We start from the raw sequence: 21,398 nt of genomic DNA on the forward strand, positions 1-21,398 counted from the left end.
ATACCGAGTTTATTTTTTGGGCGCCCCGAACCAGCGCCGGAACCATTGGCGGAAGCCGCTCGTAGCCGCGCTTGCGTGTCTTTGGGCGTGGCTCCGCGCCTGTTCGGCGTTTTCTCCGACATCGTCAATGAATTCGTCGATATTCGCAACGACGGGATCTATGCGTCTGCGTTTGAAGGCGTCAATCGTGCGGTAGGCCAGATAGAGGATGAGCAGCACGACCGCAAAGAAGATGATGTTGAACCATGGAATGAGGAAGACGTCGGGACCGGAGACCTGTTCGATGTCGATGGCGTTCGGGAAGATGGTGAAGAGCTTGATCCGCCAGCCGTAATGGGTCACGGCGACCCAGACGTCTCCCTCCTTCTTGACGAGATCCTGCGCCTGGGCGGTGATGTTGCTGCTGTCGAACTTGAAATAGGGAGGCCAGCCCCAGTCGGTGTCCTCGTTTCGGTAGACCCGGGGGTCTCCGTTCGGCCAGACCGTGTTGATGAAGCGCACATCCCGGGTCCAGCTCGTGTTGGTGCCGGCGTCGGGCGCGGCCCAGAACAGGGATGAGGAGCCGATATCCATTCGCTTGACGTCGGTTCCGACAACCCGGACCACGTCCCGGCCGGGGAGGGTGTAGTGCGCGAACAGCACGATGACGAGCACCAGGGGAATGCCGATGATCCATTTCAAGTATTTCATCGCTCGTCGTCCCACTCGTCGTCTTCAAATTCCGGTCTTGCGCCCCAAGGCCCCATTCTGTCGTCGGGGCGGGAGACCTCCGCATCCTCTGACATGTCGGGTTCCGGTCCGAAAAGCTCTTCGCGGGTTCCAACCTTGTCGAGCATGTATTCCTCGGCGAGAAACCTTGCCGCGTAGGTCCTTTTGGCATCCGTCCAGGTGTTGTAGTGCCTGTAGAATGCGTCCTTGTGGCAGATGAAAAGCTGCCGGAAATCCAGCGGTGTCAGTTCCGCCAGAAGCATGTTGACCAGAGGCTTGTCCCGGTGGTTCGCGGATCTGAACAGATAGAAGAAGGCGGGGTCGTCCGGAGCCGGCCGTCGAATGCGCGACCCCGAACTCAGTTGCCGTACCGTTTCTTCCAAAGCGTGATAGGCGTCCGGCAGGTCCCTGCGGTATTTGCGCTTCAGGGACCTGAGGTCGTGGCGTTTGATCCCTGACAGGTTCTCGCCCTGATTGGCGGCGGTGTCGATGACGATGAAATCGAGCTTCTGCTTCAAGACGGGGGCAGCGTCCGCCTTCATCACATCGACAATCGACTCGATCAGGCCGCTTTTCAGCAGATAGACAGCGACAGCCTCACGATCGTCCAGGCTCAGGAGCTGGTCCACCGGCAGGTCGCCGGGATCCGTATCCAGCGCCGCCGCGGAAATGCAGGCGGTCTGTTTGACGTCGCGGAGAACATAAAGCCCGCCATAATGCGAGGTGTAGAAGTTGCCCTGCTCGAAACTGTGCGAGTGCAGGGACAGAGGTGTTCGGACGATGTCGCCGGTGTGCCTGGCGAGTTCCACCATCTCCGCGATCAGCACATCGTCCCACCAGCCGTCCGGTTCGTTCAGGAAACGGTCGATCCTGTGCGACAGGTCCTCGCTGGCTTCGACATGCGCGCCGACCGTATCCGCCTCGACCTCGATTCTGCGGATGTCGAAAAGATCGCGGGGGCTGTCGATCGAAAACACCGAGTTCAGCAGTTCGCCGACTACGGCGTCGCGAATGGACAGCGCGAAGAGCTGATCCTCGTTCGCCTCGATGAAGCGCTTGAGAATGGACCGTGACGTGGAGAAATGGGCGTTGAGCAGGGGCGCCGACCTCTGGGCCACCGAAAGGAAAATGAACTGCCGATTGCAGCCGTTCGGATTGAGATAAAGCGGGTCGTCCAGCTCGTCGCCGATTTCCGGCGAGAAACCGGAGATGTCGATATGAAATTCTTCCAGGGACGTTCGTTTGCCCGTGAGATGCTCGAGGGCGCGATTGTAGCGGCCGACCAGGGACGGGGAGGACACTTCCACCAGGTTGCCGTACATCAACCCGTTTTTGACGAGCCGCATCATGAGCGGGACGCCTCCATGAAGCGGCGCTTGGCTTCCTCCATGCGCTGCATGTCCCTGACCGCATTGTCGATGGCGGCTTCGTCGGACTTGTCGGCGTACCGGAACTCACTGTCGGCGTACCGGTTGATTTCCTGGATCACCATGTCGACCGTGATCGGCTGGGCCAGGTCCGCGATCATGGATTTCTTGGTCGCGTAATCCTTGAACAGGAAGAGGTCCGGGTTTTCCATCCATTCGTCCGGCAACTCGAAATCCATGGCACGGACCTTGATGGCGTCCGTGATGTTCTTGATCGCCCGGCCGGTGAACCTTTCGTCGGCTTCCTGGATGGCTTTCAGGTAGGCGCCCATTTTCGCGATCGTGTCCAATGGGCCGGTCTTTGCCTGAACCTCGTCGAACACTTTTGCAAGGGCGTCCTCCTGCGGACGGGAATGACGGTCGTAGGAGGCGGCGACCGCCTTCTTGATGGCCTGGGCCTCGAAGAGGTCGTGGTCTCCGACCGGGATCGCATGGTTCTTGCCCATCAGCAGATGGAGGATGTCGATGTAATCCTCTCTGGTCTGCGGTCCATCGACCAGAAAGCGCGCTCCGGCCCGTTGGCGCAGCGCATCGTCGACGTTCTCGGGATAGTTGGAGAACATGCCGAACGTGCAGTTGCCGCGGACCACGGTGTTGGCGCCGGCGAAGCTTTCCATGAGCACGGCGGTAATCTCAAGCTGACCCGCCGAGGACTGCCGGTCGCCCCGCTTGCCCGCAAGCTGGTCGATATCGTCGATGGTGCCGAAGCCGATCACGTTCGGGTCCGTCACGGTCTTGATGAAGGCCTTCGCGTTCTGGGCGGACTTACCCTGGTAGCTGTCGATGCTTTCCGTCGACAGGTTCTGGTAGCGGAACGGGTAGCCGGCATTGGCGCAGTAGTCGTTGATCAATCCGGCCATCATCTGGATCAGCGTCGTCTTGCCCGTGCCGGGCTTGCCGTCGCCCATGAAGGTGAAGATGAAACCGCCCAGTTCGGCGAAGGGGTTGAGCTTGTGCTCGAAGTCGTAGGCCATCAGCATCTTGGCAAGCTTCATGGCTTGGTACTTGGCGATGTGGTTGCCGACAACCTCTTCCGGCTTCTTGAAGGCCATCGACAGACTTGCCGTGCGGGCCCTTGCGGCGGGCGTGAAGCCGGTGATTTCGAAGTCGTCGGCCTCGACGCGGTAGCGCGACTGACTGAAAGGATGCAGCACAAGGGAATTTTCCGCGCGCAGCGCCACCTTTTCCATGAGCTGTTCGCAAAAGGATGTGATCAGGTCGATCAGCTGGCTGTCGGTCTCGACCTGTGCCGCCGCGATTTCCTGATCCAGCTCCCAGAGGATGCCGTGCAGCGCGAGCTGATCGTTGTCGAGCAGGATTTCCTCGACCTCGCCGCTTTGGACGGTGGCTTCCTCCGTGGTGCCGACAAGGCCCGACAGCAGGAAGTCGGTCATGTTCGCGAACACATGCAGCGAGATCAGCGCCGAAGCCGAAAGGAGCTGCTGAAACCGGTCCTTGCGCGAAGCGTCAAGGGTGCCGGCAAGGTTGCTGCGCTTGAGGTCGGCGAGTTCGGTCTGCTCGGCGAACTGGTCGGAGGCGACATGGGCCACGGCGATGGCCCGCCGCAGCGCGCGCAGGACGCTTGCCTGCGACGGGGTTGTCAGCGGGTCGTCGTCGCACTCGAGGATGCGTACGCTCAGTTGAACGCCTTCCGGCCGCGCCGTCGAGCGGGTGACCAGGCCGGGGGTCGTGGAGCGGAACCGCCGCCTGGTGCCGAGACCGGGAGAGCGTTCCTGAACGACGTCGGGCTGGCTTTTGGCCGCGATCCGGGGCGTGTGGTCGAAGCCGGCAAGCATGGCTTCCGCAAGCGGGTACTTCTCGCGGATGCGGTCTTCTTTCAGTTCCATGAGGTCGTTGGAAGTCGTCACGCGCGAAACCTATCTGTAGCTGAGGATCTTGCCGCTCGGGCTGACGGCATACTTGCGGATGTTGGCAAAGCCGGGGGGCGCGAGTTCCTCCAGGATCTGGTACGGCCGCTGCGGCAGAATGAGGGAGCGCTGCTGGTGGGTGTGTCCGGCCGCGTCGTCCGGCGCCTGGCCGGAGGCGGCGAACGGATCGAGCTGATAGATCTGCCGTTCCACGGAGGAAAAGAAGCCGGTAGACTCCTGCTTCGAACTGGAGGCGACCAGGGTTTCGGTGGTCCAGGCGAGCGCCCAGTCGTCACCGGGCTTGCCGCCGGCCTGGCCGAGAACGTCGCGCAGCGGTCCGCTTTGCTGTGTGAACACGTGACTGTACATTGGGCCGACGTAAAACCGGCGCAGTCTCTTGGGGTGCAGGTCGTCGAAATCTCGGTCGAATCCGCGCGCGATTGTCACCAGTTTCAGCGATGACGACGACTGCGCGCTCAGATGGCCCTGAACCCGTGGCCAGCGGCGCTCGTCCTTGGCGAGCGGTTTCTTGCCGGTGTCCTCCAGATCCATCACATAGACGAGCGGAATGTTCTGCTGGCTGTCGTAGACCGCCCAGTGCAGCCGGTATTTCCGGCGATTTTCCGAAACGTTTCCGGTCCATGCCGCGCGTGGATCGTTGCGCGCCCAAAACAGCGGGGCGTCCGTCAGTACCTCGTAGTATCTTCGCTCCGAGGCGGCGAATTGAAGGTTCACCGGGGCGCTTTGCTCGCGCAGGATATGATCCAGCATGCGCAGTTTCAGATCGCGCATGTCCGGCAGGGACGCCAGGTGGCGCTTCGCCTGCATGGCGTCATTCGCCATTTCAAGCAGTTCCTGGTAGACCGGGAAGCCGCTGTCCTGCCGGTCGATGCTCATGAGCTTCGGCAGCTTGTCGGAGACGCGCCCGGTCAAGAGGTACTTGTAGGAGAGTGCGCTGAAAGTGCCTGCAAGTCCGTTCAGATAGTCCTGCAGGATCGGAATTTCGCTTTCGAGCGCCGTGTCTTCCGACAGGACGCTGGCGGCCACGCCTTTCAGGTGGGAGATGATCCGTTCGAACTTCGAGAAGTAGCGCCGTGTTTCATGCGCTGCTTCCAGGGTCCGGTGATCCAGGGTCAGATCCAAGGGTCAGCCCTCAGGCGCCGTAGGCGTTCTTGTCGTGCTTCTCGACGATCTTCTCGAACCGGCGCGCGAAGCGCTCGTCCGACTTGGCCTTCTCTTCCAGGACCTTGCGCGCGAACACCATGTGGTCCTCGTGCTGCTCCATCATGTCGGCCATGCGCTGGTTGGTGGCCGAGCCGATGGCCGCCATGGCGGACTGGGCCTCCTTGTCGGTGGCGACGCCGATTTCGTTGATCCGGTGGGCGACATCCTGCTGCTGCGCCGTTTTCAACGATTTGACCAGGGCGTCATAGAGCACGACCCGCTGCTTGGTGTCCGTTTGCAGCTTGTTGATCAGGACCATCTGGGTCGCGGCCTGGTTCTGCAGGCTGTCCACCCAGGTCTTGCCCTTTTCGATATAGCGCTCGAGCGTCTGGCTCTCGGCCAGTTTGACCTGCTCTTCCTGGGCCAGCTCATTGTATCTTGTGTTCAGTTCCGCCAGTTCGCTTTCCAGTTTGGTCCGCGCGGCGGCGTCGGTTTCGACGGAAATCTTGTTTTCCAGAGCGATGATGTCCGGATCCATGGCGACAAGCTTCTGCTTGATCTCCTCCAGGTTGGAAACCGTCTGCTCGCGCTGGGCGAGGGTTCCGCTCAGGTTCGTTTCCACGCGCTTGCTGTGTTCGTTCAGCGTGTTGAGCTGTTCCTGGAGCAACTGGCCGATCACGTTCGACTTCGAGATCAGGTCCTGCAGCTTGTCGTCGATGCTGGCGGTGCGCATGCGTTCCTGGCGAATGCTGTCCGCCCGATCCTTGGAGAAGAAGCCGATAAATGTTTCCCAGCCGGTTTTCGTCCGCATCGCGTCGAAATCCTTGGAAAAGGTCGCCGTGACGTCGTCGAGCCCCATGATCAGTTCGGCGATATTGGCGCCCATCAGCTCGGTATGGGCGTGGACGTCGTCGAGCGTGGCGTTCTCGATGTCGATGGAAATGTCCTGGCCGGAGGCGAGTTTGGACTGGGCCGTTTCGATCCTCGAGGTCAGATCGCTGATCTTCTGCCGGGCCGTTTCCACTTCCTTTTTGGATCGTTCGATTTGAGCGCTGAAATCCGCCATCGGCCCCTCCTGAAAAACTTGATAGAATGACTTGAACGTCGCGTAGTTTATCTAGTTACAAAATGTTGAAATACAATTACACCCAATGTCTCAGGGCATGCAAATCGTAGCGAAAATTACCATGTGCCGCGAATGCGCACCATCGGGGCAAAAATGTTCCAGGCCCGCACGGATTGGGTTCGGACGATGAGGCGCTCAACTTTTCTCTCGGTCGGCTGTCTTGTCGTTCTTCTCGGACTTGGCGCGACGGCTGCCTTCACCGGTCTCCGTGCGCAGGAGGCCCGTCCTTCCGACGTTACGGGAAACGGGACTGATGGCGACGTTGAGCCCGAAGAGCCGTGGAAGCTGAGGCGGAAGATCGGCCAGATGATCCTCGTCGGTTTCCTGGGAGACACACGCGACCATCCGGGGTTCAAGAAGGTTCGCGAACAGCTTCAATCTGGCGAGATCACGGGTGTCCTCTATCTGGGCCGGAATATCCGGAACCGGCAAAGCGTCAGCCGTATGAATTCCGGTCTGAGCGATGTGCCGACCGGCTTCGCGAAACCTTTGCTTGCCATCGACCAGGAAGGGGGAAAGGTTCAGCGGCTGCGGGCGCGGCATGGCTTTCCGCAAACGAGATCGGCCCGTCGCATGGCGCGATCGGTGGCCCCCGCCAGGGCGTCGGCCCTTTACGCCACGCTTGCCAGGAACCTGTCAGGCTGGGGGTTCAATCTCAATCTGGGACCGGTGGTGGACCTGAACGCGAATCCGCGCAATCCGGTCATCGGACGACTGGACCGGGCGTATTCCGGCGATCCGCAGGTCGTGACCCGCTATGCGGCGGCCTTTGTCGACGGGCATCGCAGCAACGGTGTCCTGACGGCTCTGAAACATTTCCCAGGGCACGGGTCGAGCCGGAACGATAGTCACACGGGATTTGTCGATGTGTCCCGGACCTGGTCGAAAGGGGAACTGGAACCGTTCCGGCGCCTGATCTCCGGCGATTGCGCCGAACTGGTCATGAGCGCGCATGTCCATAACAGCGCCCTTCAGGACCCGAAGGAAACCGTCCCTGTGTCCTTGTCCGTTTCGGCCTTGTCGCAAGTCCTGCGCAAGGAGCTTGGTTATGACGGGGTGATCATTTCCGATGATCTGCAGATGGACGCGATCCGCAAGACGTATGGGTTGAAGGAAACGGTCGTCGGGGCGGTGAAAGCGGGAACGGACATCCTGCTGTTTGCCAACGACAAGCACCCCGATCCGGATATTCCGGTGAAGGTCGCGGATATCCTGGAAGAGGCGGCAGAAAGCGATCCGGACCTGATCGCGAAAATCGATGCCGCTTCTGAACGCGTTCTCGCCCTGAAAGGCCGGTTGGCGGAACCGGTGGAAGAAAGCAGGTGCCTGGACGGGGCGGAAGCGGAATGAAAAACCAGGGTCGGCCGGCTCCCGCCTCACTTGTCCGGAATGACGATTCGAGGGAGCGTCAGAAGCCCTGGGGCGGGTCGAAAACCCGCCCTCAGAATTGCGGACTTCAGTGGCTGATCATCCACGGCCGCTTTGACGGGAAGGTCTTGCTGCCGTCAGGGCGGTAGACCGCGCTGGAGCGGAAGTTGCCCTTGGTTCCCGAACAACAGGAGCATCCCGCCGGGTGGCGTTTCTTCGTCTCACGGGCGCGATCTTCCCGGTCCGCCTTGGTCGAGAACTTCGGCGCGTGGCGGGCGGTTTCGTTGCGCTCGTGCGCGTTCCGGCTGTCCGGAGACAGGCCGGACATGTGCGGCGCTTGCAGGATGGCCCTGGGGGCCTCCTGCTTGCAGGCCGGACATTCGATCGGATCCGCGTGAGCCGACATGGGCCGGGACGCTGTGATCGGACCGCAACTGGTGCAAAGGTAATCGTAGACCGGCATGTGACGTCCTTAAAGATCGGGTGCCAACGGCACGTCGACAGAGCCATCGAGGAATTTCGTCGGTCCGTCGGAACCCGGCATCATGTCGAAGTCGAAGATATCCGTCGGCAGCCACAAGGTTGCGCAGGCGTTCGGGATGTCGACGACGCCCGAGATGTGACCCTGCACCGGAGCCGTCCCAAGGATGGCGTAGCTCTGCGCGCCCGTGTAGCCGAATTTCTTCATGTATTCGATGGCGTTGAGGCAGGCCATGCGGTAGGCGACATGAACGTCGAGATAGTGCTGGGTGCCGGCCTCATCGACCGAAATCCCCTCGAAGATCAGGTAGTCGTCGTATTTCGGCGTGATCGGCGAAGGTTTGAAGATCGGGTTCTTGACGCCGTATTTGGAGACGCCGCCCTTGATCAGGTTTACCCGGATATGCAGCCAGCCGGCCATTTCGATGGCGCCGCAGAAGGTGATCTCGCCGTCGCCCTGGCTGAAGTGCAGGTCACCCATGGAAAGACCGGCACCGTCCACATAGACGGGGAAGTAGATCTTGGAACCGCGCGACAGGTCCTTGATGTCGCAGTTGCCGCCGTGTTCGCGTGGCGGCACGGTCCGTGCGCCCTCGGCGGCCGCCGCGTCGCGGGCTTCCCCCTTGAGCTGGCCCATGTGGGCGGACTGGGTGTTCGGCAGGGCCGCTAGTGCAGGCACCCGGTCGGGGTCGGTGTCGAACAGGCTCTTTTCGCGATCGTTCCACATGTCCAGCATCTTGCGGTCAGGCAGGCAGCCGATCAGGCCCGGATGGATCAGACCGGCATAGCTGACGCCCGGCACGTGACGGGAGCGGGTGAACATGCCTTCGATGTCCCAGATCGACTTCTGCGCTTCCGGAAAATGCTCGGTCAGGAAGCCGCCGCCGTTCTGCTTGGAAAAGAAGCCGTTGAAGCCCCACAGCATGTCTTCCTTGGCGCCGATGTCGAGAATGTCGACCACCAGGAGATCGCCCGGCTCCGCCCCTTTGACGCCGATCGGGCCGGAAAGGTAGTGGACCTGCTCCAGCTCGACGTCGCGCACGTCCGCCGCGTCGTCGTCGTTCTTGATCTGGCCGCCGGTCCAGTCATAGGTCTCGATCTTGAAATCGTCGCCGGGCTCCACCCAGACCGCCATCGGGATATCCGGATGCCAGCGGTTGTGGACCTTTTCGTTGGTATGGGGAGACTCTTTCAGGTCTACCGAGATCAGTGTGTCTGCCATTGGGCTCTCCTCTGGTTTGCACCCGCACCGGGCGCGGTTGGACTTCAAAAAGGGTTAGACGGACAGGAAGGCGGCGACTTTTTCCTCGTCGACGCTGGAGCGCGGCTCGTCGTGAACGAGACGGCCGTTTTCGAGAACGAGCACCCGGTCCGCCACATCGAGCGCGAAGGACAGGACCTGTTCGGAAACCACGATGGACAGGCCGCGCTCGTCGCGGATGCGTTTCAGGACGCGGGCCATTTCGCGGATGATCGAGGGCTGGATGCCTTCGGTCGGCTCGTCGAGCAGCAGCACCTTCGGGTCGGTCGCCAGGGCCCTGGCGATGGCGAGCTGCTGCTGCTGACCGCCGGACAGGTTGCCGCCCCGGCGGCCCTTCATGTCAAGGAGCACCGGAAACAGCTCGTAGATGTTTTCCGGAACCTTGGACTTGCCGCTCAGCGTCAGGCCGGTCTCGATGTTTTCCTGGACCGTCATGGTCGGGAAGATCATCCGGCCCTGGGGCACATAGGCGATCCCCTTGGCGACCCGCTCGTAGCTTTTCAGCGTGGTGATATCGATGCCGTCGACGGCGGCGGCACCGGTCTTGGTGGGGACGATCCCCATCAACGACTTCATCAGCGTGGTCTTGCCCATGCCGTTGCGGCCCATGATGGCGATGATTTCGCCGGGGGCGACCGTGAAGTCGAGGCCGTGAAGCACTTCGCTCTGGCCATAGGCGACGTGGTATTGCGCGACATTCAGCATGATTGCGGTGCCTCCTAGTGACCGAGATAGACTTCGACGACCTTCGGGTCGGCCTGGACCTTGGCCATCGACCCTTCGGCGAGGATCTTGCCCTGGTGCATGACCGTGACCCGGTGCGCGATGTCCTCGACGAATTTCATGTCGTGCTCGACCACCATCACCGAACGGCCCTTGGTGATCTCGTTGAGGAGCTTGGCGGTCTGCTTGCGCTCCGACACGCTCATGCCGGCGACCGGCTCATCGAGCATCAGGAGTTCCGGGTCCTGGATGAGCAGCATGCCGATCTCCAGCCACTGTTTCTGGCCGTGGCTGAGGAGGGCGGCCTGCATGCCGAGAAGCGTGTCGAGAAAGACCATTTCCGCGATCTCGCGCACCCGGGTGACGACTTCCGCGTCCCGCTTGAAGGTCAGCGCGCCGAAGACGCTGCGGCCCCGGGGGAAGGAAATCTCCAGGTTCTCGAAGACCGTCAGATCCTCGTAGATGGTCGGGTTCTGGAACTTGCGGCCGACGCCCTCGCGGACGATTTCATGCTCGCGCAGTTCCGTCAGTTCCTTGTTGCGGAACTTGATGGACCCGTCGGTGGCCTTGGTGCGGCCGCAGATCAGGTCGAGGACCGTCGTCTTGCCGGCGCCGTTCGGGCCGATGATGACGTGGATCTCGTTCTCGTCGACATAGAGGTTGAGATCGTTGACCGCCTTGAACCCGTCGAAGGAGACCGTGAGGTTTTCCACGGAGAGCAGGAAGTCTGTGTTGTTGCTGACGACATTCATTTGTTCACACTCCTACTCGGCGGGTTTCGCGGCTGGATCTGCGTCGTAGTCCGCCGGAGTGGCCGCAGGGGCCGGCGTGCCGCCCGACGGAGGCTTTTTCGATATCCAGCGGTCGACGTAAGGACCGAGGTAGGTCCGGTAGAGACCGGCCAGACCGTTGGGGAAGACGAGCACGACGGCGATAAACAGCGCGCCGAGGCCGAAGAGCCAGAGCTCCGGGAAGGTTTCGGAGAAGGTGGTCTTGGCCCAGTTGACCAGCAGCGTGCCGTAGACCGCGCCGAAGATCGAAAGGCGTCCGCCAACCGCGCAGAAGATCACCATTTCAATGGAGGGAACGATGCCGACGAAGGACGGCGACATGAAGCCGACCTGGAGCGTGAACATGGCGCCTCCGACCGCGGACAGGACCGCCGCGAGACAGAAGACGAAGATCTTGAAGTTCGCCACGTCGTAGCCGGAGAAGCGGACGCGGTCCTCCTTGTCGCGCAGGGCGACGAGCAGCCGGCCGAGCTTGCTTTTGAGCACGAACTGGCAAAGCACCAAGGCTCCGATCAGCAGCGCGCCGTTGACATAGTAGAGGATGTACTTGGCCTCGTCGGTGCGGATGTCCCAGCCCTTGAGGGTTCTGAGGTCGGTGATGCCGTTGACGCCGCCGGTATAGCCCTGCTGGCCGATGATCAGGATGGTCAGGATCGCGGCGATCGCCTGGGTGATGATGGCGAAGTAGACGCCGCCGACCCGCCGCTTGAACATCGCCGCGCCGATGATGAAGGCAAAGGCGGCCGGCACGACGAAGATGGCGATCAGGGTGAAGGTCAGGCTGTTGAAGGGCTCCCAGAACCAGGGCAGGGCGGTGATCTGGTTCCAGTCCATGAAGTCCGGGATGCCCGGTGTGGACTGGATGGCGGTCGCTTCCGGGGTGGAGGCTTCCAGCTTCAGATACATGGCCATGCAATAGCCGCCGAGGCCGAAGAAGACGCCCTGGCCGAGGCTGAGGATGCCACCCCGGCCCCAGCAGAGCACCAGGCCGATGGCGACGAAGGCATAGGTCAGATACTTGCCGAACAGGTTGAGGCGGAAGATGTCCATCGCGAGCGGCATGAGGACGAAGATCACCGCGGCGATGATGGCAAGACCGAGAAGGTCTTGCCGGGAGAGAAAGGATTTCACGTTGGTCATGGCGGTCTCCTCAGCGGCGCATTTTCAGCGAGAACAGGCCTTCGGGACGCAGCATCAGGATGCCGACCACCGTCAGGAGCGTGAGAACCTTGGCCATGGAGCCGGACAGGAAGAATTCCATGGTCGACTGGGCCTGGCTGATGGCGAAGGAGGAGGCGATGGTGCCGAGCAGGCTCGCCGCGCCGCCGAAGACGACGATCAGGAAGGTGTCGACGATATAGAGCTGACCCGCCGTCGGTCCGGTGGAACCGATCATGGTGAAGGCGCTGCCGGCGATGCCGGCGATGCCGCAGCCGAGCGCGAAGGTGTTGCGGTCGACTTTTTCGGTGTTGATGCCGACGGCGCCGGCCATGACCCGGTTCTGGACCACTGCGCGGGTCTGCATGCCCATGCGCGAACGGAACAGGAGGAAGTAGACGCCGATGGCGATGACGAGGGTGAGCACCATGACAAAGATGCCGTTGATCGGGATCTCGATGATGTCGGTGAGTGGAACGGAGCCCAGCAGCCAGTTCGGCAGGGACACGCCGACCTCGCGGGCGCCGAAAATCGAGCGGTAGGCCTGCTGCAGGATGAGGCTGAGGCCCCAGGTCGCGAGAAGCGTGTCGAGCGGCCGTTTATAGAGATGACGTATGAGGGCCCATTCGACCAGCGCTCCGAGCGCGCCGGCGGCCACGAAGGCGAGCGCCATGGCGAAGAAAAAGTAGATGCCGAAAAGCGAGGGAATGTAGGCCTGAACGAAGTTCGAGCACAGATAGGTGACATAGGCGCCGAGGATCATGAACTCGCCGTGAGCCATGTTGATGACGCCCATCTGTCCGAAAATGATTGCAAGACCCAGGGCCATCAGGACGAAAACGGAAAACAGGATCAGTCCGGCGAAGCCCTGCATGGCGAAAATGGACCCGAGTTCAGTCCACGTGTAGTCGGCGAACATTGCGCACGTCTCCATGCTGCGGGGCGCGGGCGGGTGCCTTGAAGCCCCTGCGAGGGAAAGGGTTTGGTACGAAGAGAGAGAGGTGGCGCTGCGCGGGCTGCTTCCGCGCAGCGCCTTCAAATGAGCCCGTGATCAACCTCGGGCGTTTCCTCCGCCGGGGAGTTCAGGCAGGGCTTACTGGTAGCCTTCCGGGAACGGATCCGGCTCCATCAGCTCTTCGGTTTCGTAGACGAGGTCGTACTGACCGTCCGTCTTGGCGAGACCGATCCGGGTCTTGGACCACAGGTGGTGGTTCTCGTGGATACGGACATAGCCTTCCGGCGCCGTGGTCAGCTCGATGCCGGGAGAGGCGAGGCGGACCTTGTCGATGTCGAAGCTGCCGGCCTTTTCAACCGCGGCCTTCCACAGCCAGGGGCCGAGATAGGCGGCCTGGGTCACGTCGCCGATGACGATGTCGTCGCCCCACATTTCCTTGAACGCCTTGACGAATTCCTTGTTGTTCTCGTTGTCGAGAGACTGGAAGTACTTCATCGCGGCGTAGGCGCCTTCGATGTTCTCGCCGCCGATGCCGCGGATCTCGTCCTCGGTCACGGAGATGGTCAGGAGAACCGGCTTTTCCTTGGTCATGTCGATGCCGGCTGCCTTCAGCTGCTTGTAGAAGGCAACGTTGGAACCGCCGACGACGATGGCGTAGATCACGTCAGGCTTTTTCAGCTTGATCTTGTTGATGACCGAGTTGAACTGGGTGTGGCCGAGCGGGTAGTACTCCTCGCCGACGACCTTCAGGCCGAGTTTCTCGATGTGCTTGCGGGCGATCTTGTTGGAGGTGCGCGGCCAGATGTAGTCGGAGCCGAGCAGGTAGAAGCTTTTCGCTCCCTTTTCCTTGGCGACCCAGTCGATGCCGGCGATGATCTGCTGGGTGGCTTCCTGGCCGGTGTAGATCACGTTCGGGGACTGCTCCAGGCCTTCGTAGAAGGTCGGGTAGTAGAGCATGCCGTTGTACTGTTCGAAGACCGGCAGGACGGCCTTGCGCGAAGCGGAGGTCCAGCAGCCGAACACGGCGGCGACCTTGTCGTTGACGAGCAGCTTCTTGGCCTTCTCGGCGAAGGTCGGCCAGTCGGAGGCGCCGTCTTCCTGAATGTATTCGATCTTCCTGCCGAGCACACCGCCCATGGCGTTGATCTGCTCGATGGCGAGCTTTTCCGCCTGCACGGAGCCGGTTTCGGAAATCGCCATGGTGCCGGTGACGGAATGCAGGATGCCGACCGTGACGGTGTCATCGGTGACGGCAAGGCCTGTCGTGTTCACGTCCTGGGCCAGCGACGGCGCGAACGCGCCGGCGGTTGCCAGCATTGCCGCTGCTGCTGTTCCTGTGAGAACAGAGCGGCGGGACAGCCGGTTTTCAATCAAGTCTTTCAGACGTCGCATACTTGGACCCCTCCAGGTTTGAGGTTTAAGCAGGGCGCCCCCGGGCACCACCGCATGGGTCAAAGGCTCGTCTGAATTTGTGCGCTGCCGCAATGCGTCAGTTGCTGTGGGTCAATTGACTGATTCACACCGGCTTGAATTCGTGAAATAGTTATATGTTTGTCGCCAAGTAAGTGAAACTCTGACCAATTGGAGATAATTATTAGGTTTGTGTCTGAATTAGTGTGTTTTCATTTTTCTGAAACTGTAAATTTATTTATGTTTCAGGAGATGATTTCACTGCAAATTCGTGGAGTAGGCATGAAATTTGCTTAGAAATTGTTAGGCTATCGTTCGATCGCCATCTTGAAAAATTTGCCGGAGCATTAAGCGTCGGCTGCACCAAAAGACGTTGCGGTGCACAATTGATGGGCGTTGCCGAATGGAATGGTTGGGGTGAATGACAACACATCAGCGGGTCGTCCGCTTGCGCCGAACCTATAACCAGTGGGTCGCGAACCAGACCCTGGAAGACTACGCCTTGCGGTTCACCGCGAAAAGCGCGCGGCGCTGGTCGCCGGTCTGGGTCGCCAACACCGCGCTCGGCGCGATCTCCTTCCTGGCGCTTGAGGCCATCGGCGCCGCCATCACCTACAATTACGGATCGACCAACGCCGTCTCGGCCATCCTGTTTGTCGGACTGCTGATCTTCATAACCGGCCTGCCGATCTCCTTCTACGCGGTCAAATACGGCGTCGACATCGATCTTCTGACCCGCGGCGCGGGCTTCGGCTACATCGGCTCGACGGTTACCTCGCTGATCTACGCCGGCTTCACCTTCATCTTCTTCGCGCTCGAAGCCGCGATCATGGCGACCGCGCTGGAACTGTTTTTCGGCGTTCCGCTCAACATCGGCTATCTCGTCTGCGCGCTCGTGGTCATTCCGCTGGTCATTTACGGGATAACGCTGATCAGCCGCCTGCAGATCTACACCCAGCCGGTCTGGATCGTGCTTCAGCTTCTGCCCTTCGTGTTTCTCGCCTGGCAGGGCATGGCGCCCCTGGAGGACTGGCGCGGTTTCACCGGCCGGCTCGGCAATACGGAAGGGCATTTCAGCCTGCTGCTCTTCGGAGCCGCGAGCGCCGTGCTGTTTTCCCTGATCGCGCAGATCGGCGAACAGGTCGATTTTCTCCGCTTCCTGCCACGCAAGAAAAAGGGTCAGCGGGCGAAGTGGTGGCTGGCCATGCTGGCGGCAGGTCCGGGCTGGATCGTCGTCGGCGTGGTGAAGTTGCTGATGGGCTCCTTCCTGGTCGTGCTCGCGCTCCAGAACGGTCTCAGCCCCGAGAAGGCCATCGAACCGACGCATATGTACCTGGTGGCCTTCACCAAGGCGACGACCCCGGAAGTGGCCGTGGCCCTGACCGGCATTTTCGTCATTGTCTGCCAGGTCAAGATCAACGTCACCAATTCCTATGCCGGTTCGATTGCCTGGTCGAATTTCTTCTCCCGGCTGACCCATAGCCATCCCGGCCGCGTCGTCTGGCTGGTCTTCAACGTGGCGATCGCGCTGACGCTTATGGAACTCGGCGTCTACAAGGCGCTGGAGCGCACGCTCGGTCTTTATTCCGTCGTGGCGGTCGCCTGGATCGGCTCGATCTTCGCCGATCTGGTGATCAACAAGCCGCTCGGATTCAGTCCGCCGCACATCGAATTCAAGCGGGCGCACCTTTATGACATCAACCCGGTCGGCCTCGGCTCCATGACGGCGGCCAGCATCGTCGCCTTCATCGCCTATTCCGGGGTGTTCGGACAGGCAGCCCATGCGCTGGCGAGCTATATCGCGCTGTTCACAGCGATCCTGCTCGCGCCGCTGATCGCCTGGGGCACCAAGGGCCGCTATTACATCGCGCGCCAACCGGAAAAACCGGCCCCGGAGACCCTGACTTCCGGAAACGGCGACAAGAGACTCCGGATCAAATGCTGCATCTGTGAGCATTCATTCGAGCCCGAGGATATGGCTCATTGTCCGGTTTACGCCGGCCCGATCTGTTCGCTGTGCTGCTCGCTCGACGCGCGCTGCGAGGACGACTGCAAGGAAAACGCCCGCATCGGCGATCAGCTGGGACTGCTTCTGGACGCGCTTTTGCCGGTGCCGGCGGTGCAATGGCTCAATTCACGGCTTGGCATCTATCTCAGTGTCATGACCATCGTGACCCTGTCGCTGGGAGCGATCCTTTACCTGGTCTTTATCGAGGCCGCGACGCTCGGCGTGAATGGAGCCCAGGAGGGGATCGCGCGGGCGCTCACGCAGGTGTTCTTCATCCTGCTGGTGATCCTGGGGGTGCTGGCCTGGCTTTTCGTGCTTGTGCACGAAAGCCGGAAATTCGCCAACGAGGAAACCCGCCGCCAGACCAGCCTCCTGATGAAGGAAGTGCGCGCCCACAAACGCACCGACGCGAAACTTCAAAAGGCCAAGGAAGCCGCCGAGTCCGCCAATCAGGCCAAGAGCCGCTACGTTGTCGGCATCAGCCATGAATTGCGCTCTCCGCTGAACGCCATTGCGGGCTATGCCCAGCTCATGCGCAAGGACCCAGCGATCCCTGCCCACCGGCGCGACGCGGTCAAGGTGATCCAGCATTCGGCGGATCATCTGGCCGGGCTGATCGAGGGGCTGCTCGACATCTCCAAGATCGAGGCGGGCCATCTGACGATCTACCGCGAGCGCTTCAATCTGCACGAGTTCCTGACGCAGATCGTCGACATGTTCCGCCTGCAGACCGACGCCAAGGCGCTTCGTTTCGAGTTCCGGCCCGCCGACAATCTGCCGGTCTATGTGTTCGGCGACGAGAAACGCCTGCGCCAGGTGCTGATCAATCTGCTGTCGAACGCCATCAAATGGACCGACACAGGTAGCGTCAGCCTTGTCGTCGGTTATCAAAGCCAAGTCGCGGAATTCTCGGTCGTCGACACGGGGATCGGTATCGCGCAGGAAAACCTGCAGCGGATCTTCAATCCCTTCGAGCGGATCGAGGAGGAGGGCAAGACCTCGGCGCCCGGAACCGGGCTCGGCCTGACGATCACCAAGCTTCTCAGCGAGGTCATGGGCGGAGATATCCAGGTGACGAGCGAACCGGGAAAAGGCAGCACCTTCAAGGTGCGGATCCTGTTGAGCTCGGCCGAGGCGCCGACCCAGATCGTGCGCGCGGAAAAACGCATCCTCGGCTACGAAGGGCCGGTCCAGACCGTGATGGTGGTGGACGACGATCCGGCCCAGCGATCGCTGGTCGCCGATTTCCTGACGCCGCTCGGCTTCAAGGTGCTGGCGGCAAGGGGCGGGCAGTCCTGCCTGGATCAGGTGGCCAGGGAAAGGCCGGATGCCTTCCTGCTCGATATCAGCATGCCGGGCATGAGCGGCTGGTCGCTTGCCGGCAAGCTGCGGGAAAACGGCCACGGCGACGCCGTCATCATCATGATCTCCGCCAATGCCGACGACAGCGGCCGGGATCCGCTGCACCGGATCTATCACGACGACTATCTGGTGAAGCCAGTGCGACTGAGCGCCCTGCTGGACAAGCTGCAACAGGGTTTGAAACTGGTCTGGTTGACGGAAGAGGATCAGCCGCCACCCGCGCTTCAGCCCTATGCGCCGCCGGAAAAAGCCGATCCGGGCAAGATGGTCCTGCCTTCGGAGGAAAGCCTCGGCATTCTGAAACAGCTTTCCAGCATCGGCTATGTGCGCGGGATCCGGGCGAAGCTCGACGACATCGAGGCCCATGAACCGCAGGCGGCGGAGTTCGTCGCCCATATGCGCAAGCTGATCCGCGAATTCGATCTAACCCAATACGACAAGATCCTGGAGGGGCTCGGCCATGATCATGAATGCTCCTAACGTGAGTGAGACCGTTCTGGTCGTCGACGATACGCCGTCCTCGCTGGGCATGCTGACCGATGCCCTTGAAGAGGCCGGCTTCACTGTTCTGGTCGCCCAGGACGGCCGCAAGGCGATCGAGATCGCGCACCGGGTGACGCCCGATGCGGTGCTGATGGATGCGGTCATGCCGGAACCGGACGGCTTCGAGACCGCCAAGCGCATGAAGGCCGTGGAGGCGCTGCGCGACGTGCCGGTGCTCTTCATGACGGGACTGAGCGAAACGGAGCATATCGTCCGGGGGCTGGAATCGGGCGGCGTCGACTACATCACCAAGCCAGTGAACCCGGAAGAGCTGATCGCGCGGCTGAAGGTGCATATGTCCAATGCGCGCAATTCCCACAGCGCCCATGTGGCGCTCGACGTCTCGGGCCGCTTCCTGCTGTCGGTGGATCTTTCGGGAAACATCTGCTGGGCGACGCCCCAGGCCATGGCGCTGATCGCCGTCGGCGACAAGAGTGCGGAGGGCAAGCTGGGCCGGCTGCCGTCGCATGCCGTCGACTGGCTGCGCACGCTGCTGCTCGAAGGCGGCAAGGTGCCTCAGATGGGCCAGGAAGTCACCGCCGCGATGGCGGGACGCGAGCTGAAATTCAGCTATGCCGGGCTGATCAGCGCCGGCGAGCATCTGCTGCGCGTCGACGAGGTCTCCGAAGGCAAGCCGGCGGATGTGCTGAAGGCCGCCTTCGAGCTCACCGAGCGCGAGGCGGAGGTGCTCACGTGGATCGCCAACGGCAAGTCCAACAAGGAAATCGCCGCCATCCTCGACATGAGCCCCAGAACGGTGAACAAGCATCTCGACCGAATTTTCGGCAAGCTCGGGGTGGAGAACCGGACTTCCGCCGCGATCGTATCGCTCCGGAAGCTGCTGGAGACGTGACGGGGAGGCCGTCGAACACCCGGTTTGCAAATTGGCTGGAAATGCCTGGAGGCCGATACTTCGGAGCCATTTGAAAAGTCTGACCCGCCGACAAGGTGCCTGGAAACCGCCGGTTTCGGGAGGCGGCCCAGGTTGGCGGGGTGCTGGACTTTTTCAGGAGCCCGGAGGAGCCGCAAAATAAAGCCCCGCTGCCTTCGGTGAACCCCGACACGCACTCCACCTTCAGGAAGGTGTCGGGTTTCGGTCCGCGCTCCCGGTCTGGGGCATCCGGCCCGGGCTCCACAGGCGATACGCCGTCCCGGGCCGCCGGCTCGGCCGCTGCACCTGCGGGAACCGCTTTGAACGGTCGGCCGGCCGTGATATTCCAGCGGCATAAAACACCAGGGGAAACAGACGATGACCGTTCAGAGCAGTCATCGTCTGTTTCCCCTGGTACACGGCATCATAACCATCGTTAGGGATATCCGGGCAAATGACTTCCGATGCGCATTTCACCGACGCACTGAGCGAGATCGTAGGAGCTTCCTTCGTGCGGACCGGCTCCGCCGGCACCAAGCGGTTCCGGACGGGATTTCGCTCGGGGCAGGGCGAGGCGGAAGCCGTGGTTCTGCCCGGCACGCTTCTGGAGATGTGGCGCGTCTTGCAGGCCTGTGTCGAGGCCAACCGGATCGTCATCCTGCAGGCGGCCAACACCGGGTTGACGGAGGGCTCGACCCCAAGCGGCGACTATGACCGCAACGTCGTGATCGTCAACACGCTGCGCATCGACAAGATCCATCTTCTCAACAACGGGCACCAGATCGTCAGCCTTCCGGGCGGCACGCTCTACAAGCTGGAGAGGATGCTCAAGCCGCTCGGCCGGGAGCCCCATTCGGTGATCGGCTCCTCCAACATCGGCGCATCGATCGTCGGCGGTGTCTGCAACAATTCCGGCGGGGCCCTGACCCGGCGCGGACCCGCCTACACGGAGCTTGCCCTCTACGCGCAGGTGGGCCGCGACGGGGTGTTGCGGCTCGTCAACCACCTGGGGATCGACCTGGGCGAGACGCCCGAGGAAATCCTGGGCCGGCTCGACCGGGGCGAGTTCACCGAAGCGGACGTCAGGGACGGGGTCGGCCGGGCCTCGGACGACGGCTATGCCGACAAGGTCCGCGATGTCACCGCGTCAACGCCCTCCCGCTACAATGCCGACCCGGACCGGCTGTTCGAGGCGTCCGGCTCCGCCGGCAAACTGGCGGTTTTCGCGGTGCGGCTCGACACCTATCCGGCCACCGGAGGGGAGCGCGTCTATTATATTGGCACCAACGATCCGGCGGATCTGGCCCGGTTGCGCCGCCGCATCCTGACCGAGTGCGACGAACTGCCGATCTGCGGCGAATACGTGCACCGCGAACTGTTCGATGTAGCGCGCAAATACGGCAAGGACACCCTGCTGATGATCGACTGGTTCGGCACGGACCGGCTGCCCGTGTTCTTTGCCATCAAGGGCGCGCTCGACGCGCGGCTGAACAAGGTGCCGTTCCTGCCGCGCAATCTGGTCGACCGCACGATGCAGGTGTTGAGCAGCCTCGTCCCCGAGCCGCTGCCGAAGCGGATGCTGGACTGGCGCGCGCGCTATGAGCACCATCTCATCCTGAAGGTCGGCACGGATGCGGCCGGGGCGACGGAAAAGATCCTGTCGGAGATGCTCGACGGGGACGCCTGGTTCGCCTGTTCCGAGGCCGAAGCCAGGAAGGCGATGCTGCACCGCTTTGCCGCGGCCGGCGCGGCCGTGCGCTATCACGCGGTGCATACGAGCGAGGTCGAGGATGTCATCGCGCTCGACATCGCGCTGGCGCGCAACGAGGAAGACTGGTTTGAAACGCTTCCCGAGGAGATCGAGAAGGATCTCGTCGCCAAGCTCTATTACGGCCACTTCTTCTGCCATGTCTTTCACCAGGATTACGTGGTGCGCAAGGGGGCGGATCCCAAGGCGCTCAAGCAGAAGATGCTGGCGCTGCTGGACCGGCGCGGCGCCGAATACCCGGCCGAGCACAATGTCGGGCATCTCTACCCCGCCAAGCCCGCACTGGCCGCCTTCTACGAAGACCTCGACCCGACCAACAGCTTCAACCCGGGCATCGGAAAATCGTCGAAACAGCGGCGGGTGTTCGACACCGAAGCGCAGCCCTGACGCCTGCCGCTTACCGGTTG

At 61.7% G+C, this 21,398-nt stretch carries 16 protein-coding genes; 4 read left to right on the forward strand and 12 right to left on the reverse strand.

Annotation, left to right across the window (positions count from 1 at the left end):
• Nucleotides 1-9: 9 nt before the first annotated feature.
• Genes JF539_RS16470 through JF539_RS16490 form a run of 5 tightly spaced genes read right to left on the reverse strand, consistent with a single transcriptional unit; the run spans nucleotide 10 to nucleotide 6,233 of the window.
• The gene (locus JF539_RS16470; protein ID WP_207141790.1) at nucleotides 10-690 is read right to left on the reverse strand and encodes a DUF1523 family protein; all 681 of its coding nucleotides are present in this window, start codon (nucleotides 688-690) and stop codon (nucleotides 10-12) included.
• Nucleotides 687-2,057, reverse strand: coding sequence for a DUF6638 family protein (locus tag JF539_RS16475; protein ID WP_207141791.1), 1,371 nt, complete (start codon nucleotides 2,055-2,057; stop codon nucleotides 687-689). The genes JF539_RS16470 and JF539_RS16475 overlap by 4 nt, the downstream gene beginning before the upstream one ends.
• Entirely contained in the window at nucleotides 2,054-4,003 is a 1,950-nt protein-coding gene (locus JF539_RS16480; protein ID WP_207141792.1) for an AAA family ATPase, read from the reverse strand. Before JF539_RS16480 ends, JF539_RS16475 begins: the two co-directional genes overlap by 4 nt.
• 9 nt (nucleotides 4,004-4,012) lie before the next feature.
• A complete protein-coding gene (locus JF539_RS16485; protein WP_207141793.1) occupies nucleotides 4,013-5,146 on the reverse strand; it encodes a hypothetical protein in 1,134 nt (377 codons plus the stop codon).
• A 10-nt stretch (nucleotides 5,147-5,156) separates the two neighbouring features.
• On the reverse strand, nucleotides 5,157-6,233 hold the full coding sequence (locus tag JF539_RS16490; RefSeq protein ID WP_207141794.1) for a hypothetical protein: 1,077 nt from the start codon (nucleotides 6,231-6,233) through the stop codon (nucleotides 5,157-5,159).
• A gap of 186 nt (nucleotides 6,234-6,419) precedes the next feature.
• Between JF539_RS16490 and JF539_RS16495 the strand changes: the two genes are divergently transcribed.
• Nucleotides 6,420-7,643 (forward strand): glycoside hydrolase family 3 protein, encoded by a 1,224-nt coding sequence (locus JF539_RS16495; protein WP_207141795.1) that lies wholly within the window; start codon nucleotides 6,420-6,422, stop codon nucleotides 7,641-7,643.
• A 106-nt stretch (nucleotides 7,644-7,749) separates the two neighbouring features.
• On the opposite strand, the gene JF539_RS16500 is transcribed toward JF539_RS16495, so the two are convergent.
• The 7 genes from JF539_RS16500 to urtA form a co-directional block, all read right to left on the reverse strand.
• On the reverse strand, nucleotides 7,750-8,124 hold the full coding sequence (locus JF539_RS16500) for an FmdB family zinc ribbon protein (protein ID WP_207141796.1): 375 nt from the start codon (nucleotides 8,122-8,124) through the stop codon (nucleotides 7,750-7,752).
• A 9-nt stretch (nucleotides 8,125-8,133) separates the two neighbouring features.
• Nucleotides 8,134-9,363, reverse strand: a complete 1,230-nt coding sequence (gene fmdA, locus JF539_RS16505) for a formamidase (RefSeq protein ID WP_207141797.1) — start codon at nucleotides 9,361-9,363, stop codon at nucleotides 8,134-8,136.
• Nucleotides 9,364-9,417: 54 nt separating this feature from the next.
• Nucleotides 9,418-10,107, reverse strand: coding sequence for an urea ABC transporter ATP-binding subunit UrtE (gene urtE / locus JF539_RS16510; protein WP_207141798.1), 690 nt, complete (start codon nucleotides 10,105-10,107; stop codon nucleotides 9,418-9,420).
• 14 nt (nucleotides 10,108-10,121) lie between these two features.
• Nucleotides 10,122-10,877 carry an urea ABC transporter ATP-binding protein UrtD gene (gene urtD / locus JF539_RS16515; protein WP_207141799.1) on the reverse strand — a complete coding sequence of 252 codons (756 nt, stop codon included), beginning with the start codon at nucleotides 10,875-10,877 and terminating at the stop codon, nucleotides 10,122-10,124.
• Nucleotides 10,878-10,889: 12 nt separating this feature from the next.
• Nucleotides 10,890-12,056, reverse strand: a complete 1,167-nt coding sequence (gene urtC, locus JF539_RS16520; protein ID WP_207141800.1) for an urea ABC transporter permease subunit UrtC — start codon at nucleotides 12,054-12,056, stop codon at nucleotides 10,890-10,892.
• Nucleotides 12,057-12,066: 10 nt separating this feature from the next.
• Nucleotides 12,067-12,993: an urea ABC transporter permease subunit UrtB gene (urtB, locus tag JF539_RS16525; protein WP_207141801.1), complete on the reverse strand. Its 927-nt coding sequence runs from the start codon at nucleotides 12,991-12,993 to the stop codon at nucleotides 12,067-12,069.
• A gap of 174 nt (nucleotides 12,994-13,167) precedes the next feature.
• Nucleotides 13,168-14,346, reverse strand: coding sequence for an urea ABC transporter substrate-binding protein (urtA, locus tag JF539_RS16530; protein ID WP_209017388.1), 1,179 nt, complete (start codon nucleotides 14,344-14,346; stop codon nucleotides 13,168-13,170).
• A gap of 514 nt (nucleotides 14,347-14,860) precedes the next feature.
• On the opposite strand from urtA, the gene JF539_RS16535 reads away from it, so the two are divergent.
• The 3 genes from JF539_RS16535 to dld all read left to right on the forward strand — a co-directional run bounded on the left by JF539_RS16535 (nucleotide 14,861) and on the right by dld (nucleotide 21,378).
• Complete coding sequence (locus JF539_RS16535) at nucleotides 14,861-18,289, forward strand: ATP-binding protein (protein ID WP_207141803.1); 3,429 nt, start codon at nucleotides 14,861-14,863, stop codon at nucleotides 18,287-18,289.
• On the forward strand, nucleotides 18,270-19,205 hold the full coding sequence (locus tag JF539_RS16540; protein ID WP_209017362.1) for a DNA-binding response regulator: 936 nt from the start codon (nucleotides 18,270-18,272) through the stop codon (nucleotides 19,203-19,205). Before JF539_RS16535 ends, JF539_RS16540 begins: the two co-directional genes overlap by 20 nt.
• A gap of 472 nt (nucleotides 19,206-19,677) precedes the next feature.
• Nucleotides 19,678-21,378, forward strand: a complete 1,701-nt coding sequence (dld, locus tag JF539_RS16545; RefSeq protein ID WP_207141804.1) for a D-lactate dehydrogenase — start codon at nucleotides 19,678-19,680, stop codon at nucleotides 21,376-21,378.
• The last annotated feature ends 20 nt before the right edge of the window (nucleotides 21,379-21,398 follow it).

The organism is Roseibium aggregatum (assembly GCF_017309185.1).
Lineage (GTDB): Bacteria > Pseudomonadota > Alphaproteobacteria > Rhizobiales > Stappiaceae > Roseibium > Roseibium aggregatum_B.